Below are 2180 nucleotides of genomic sequence, written 5' to 3' on the forward strand. Positions count from 1 at the left end.
GGCCCTGCACACCCTCCTCGACAATACCCGCCGTCACGGCGCCCCGCCCTACCGACTGTGGGTGGAGCGCGGCGGCGGCTACACCCGCCTGCACCTGGAAGACGGCGGCGAGGGCTTCGGCGCAGGGGTACCGGACTGGGCGGAGGAGGGGCGCTCGGGGCTGGGCCTCAGCATCGTCAGGGCGGTGATGGACGTCCACGGCGGCGGCCTCGAGCTCGGCCGCAGCCCGGCGGGCGGCGCCGCGGTGAGCCTCGACTTTCCTCTGCCGGAGCGCGGCGATGGCTAGGCCCCTCGCGCGCCTCGTGGCGGGGCTGCTCGTGGCGGGGCTGCTCGTGGCGGGGCTGCTCGGCACCGGCCTCGCCCAGCCCGGCCTTGCCCTTTCCCCCGAAGAGGCGGCCGAGGTCTTGAGCGCGGCGACCACGCTCTTAGAGACGCTCGAGCCCGTCGCCCTCTACCAACTCGCCCCGAGACGCGGCGGGGGCCCGCCGCGGCCCAGGCCCGTCGAACTGCGGCTCGGCCAGGGCGGACGGGCCTTCGCCCGGCTCGCCCTTCACCCCAGGGGCCTGCAACCGCTGCCGCTCGGCTTCGAGACGCGCGTGCCCCCGCTGCCGCCCCGCCTCTCCCCGGAAGGCGTCCTCGCCCATGTCAGGGACAGGGTGCTCGGCGAGCTTTCGCTGGCTAATCTGGTCCTTGACGAGGGCGAGGGTTACCGGCTGCTGCTCGTCTACCGGGGCCGCTCGGTCGGCGAGATGCAGCTAAGCCGCGCGCTCGAGCCGAGGGACATGTCGGACTGGCAGGATGAACACGCGCGGAGCCCCTGGCGCTACCCCTAAACGTTTCAGCCTCGTTTCAGCCAGCGCCCCTACCCTGGTTCTTGAAAGGAGAGTAAGATGCACAACGCTTTGAAGAACCTGGCTTTGAGATACCTGCCCCTCGTCGCCGCGCTCGCCTTCTTGAGTGCCGCCCTGGCCCAAACGAACCAGACCGCCATCGGCGACCTGCGGGCGCTGGAGTCCTTCAGCCTCTCCGGCAACGTCGTCGCCGTCATGGGCAATACCTTCGCGCTCGAGGACGAGACCGGCGTCATCCTCATCGACGCCGGGCCGCCCTGGTGGCAGCCCTTGAACCTCCGCCTCGGCGAGGCGGTGAGCGTGGTCGGTCGGCCCAAGAACGGCGGCTTCGAGGCCTTTAGCGTCACCCGTGAGGACGGCGCGGTCATGGACATCCGTCCGAGCATGGGCTCGCCGCCCTGGGCCGGGCCGCCCTGGGGCAGACAGGGCCCCCCGGCCGGCGCCCCCTCCACACCACCCTCCCCTCCCGGCCGTCCCTGAGCCGAGCTCCGACGGCCCGGCGTGGCGGAGGGATTTCAGCCTCCCTTCAGGTTCCTGCTCTAGGGTAGTAGGCAAACCACGGTGAGGAGGCGATAGCAATCAGCATCCAGACCAAACGTTCACGTGTAGCCAACACCACGTGCAGCCGACACAGCGAAAGGGGCTGTAAGATGCGAAGTATCCATAAGAGAGGTATCCATACCTACGGATGGCTCGGGGCAGCGGCCATACTGCTGATTATCTCGGGCTGCGCCAGCCTCGCGGAAAGTCCGGCAACCGTCGCGGCGCTCGCCAGCCAGGACGGCGCGGCCACAGACGAGAGCACCAAAGAAGTCACGCCGGGCGTCACGCTGACCTGGACCAGCTCGTTTCTTTTCGAGGATGTGCCGGCTCGGGGCGGCTACGCGTTCACCGTCACCGTCTCGAGCGCCGCGGGCAGCGCCCGCACCGTGACCATCGACCGTCTCGACCTGGTTCGCACCTCGCCGCGGCCCAGAGGTCAGGCGCCTGCTGCCACGGGCGCGGCGTCCGGCCTGCCGATCACCGTAGCACCCGGCGAGAGCGCCAGCTTCACCGTGAGCGGAAGCTACGAACTCGCTGCTACCGACGAGGGCGGCAAGGCGAACCTTCACTTCCGGGGGCGCGGACAGAGCAGCGGCGGTGACCCCTTCAACCTCGGCATCAATGCGCACTTCCGCGCGCCGGGCGCTGAGGAGGGCGACAACGGCAGCCCCGCCGGACCGCCGCCCGGAGTGGGTAGACCCGCTGGCCCGCCTCCCGGCGGACCGCCCCCAGGGCGGCCGGGAAGGCCATAAACCGGGACGGCCACAGACCAGGACGACCATAACC

General features: G+C 70.6%; 4 protein-coding genes. All 4 read left to right on the forward strand.

All coding sequences use genetic code 11. The features are described from left to right. Window positions 1-286, forward strand: a 286-nt coding sequence (locus tag M3498_10355; protein MDQ3459683.1) for a sensor histidine kinase, incomplete at its 5' end; no start/stop codon positions are given. Further along, a complete protein-coding gene (locus tag M3498_10360; GenBank protein MDQ3459684.1) occupies window positions 279-833 on the forward strand; it encodes a hypothetical protein in 555 nt (184 codons plus the stop codon). The genes M3498_10355 and M3498_10360, both read left to right, overlap by 8 nt. A 57-nt stretch (window positions 834-890) precedes the next feature. After that, on the forward strand, window positions 891-1331 hold the full coding sequence (locus M3498_10365) for a DNA-binding protein (GenBank protein MDQ3459685.1): 441 nt from the start codon (window positions 891-893) through the stop codon (window positions 1329-1331). 170 nt (window positions 1332-1501) lie between these two features. Further along, complete coding sequence (locus tag M3498_10370) at window positions 1502-2146, forward strand: hypothetical protein (GenBank protein ID MDQ3459686.1); 645 nt, start codon at window positions 1502-1504, stop codon at window positions 2144-2146. Window positions 2147-2180: the final 34 nt, after the last annotated feature.

Source organism: Deinococcota bacterium (genome assembly GCA_030858465.1).
In the GTDB taxonomy this organism is placed as follows: Bacteria; Deinococcota; Deinococci; order Deinococcales; family Trueperaceae; genus JALZLY01.

What these genes read in the sequence shown, in the direction of transcription:
- M3498_10360 (MDQ3459684.1), top strand. Translation starts at nt 279, where the DNA reads ATGGCTAGGCCCCTCGCGCGCCTCGTGGCGGGGCTGCTCGTGGCGGGG.
- M3498_10370 (MDQ3459686.1), top strand. Translation starts at nt 1,502, where the DNA reads ATGCGAAGTATCCATAAGAGAGGTATCCATACCTACGGATGGCTCGGG.
- M3498_10365 (MDQ3459685.1), top strand. Translation starts at nt 891, where the DNA reads ATGCACAACGCTTTGAAGAACCTGGCTTTGAGATACCTGCCCCTCGTC.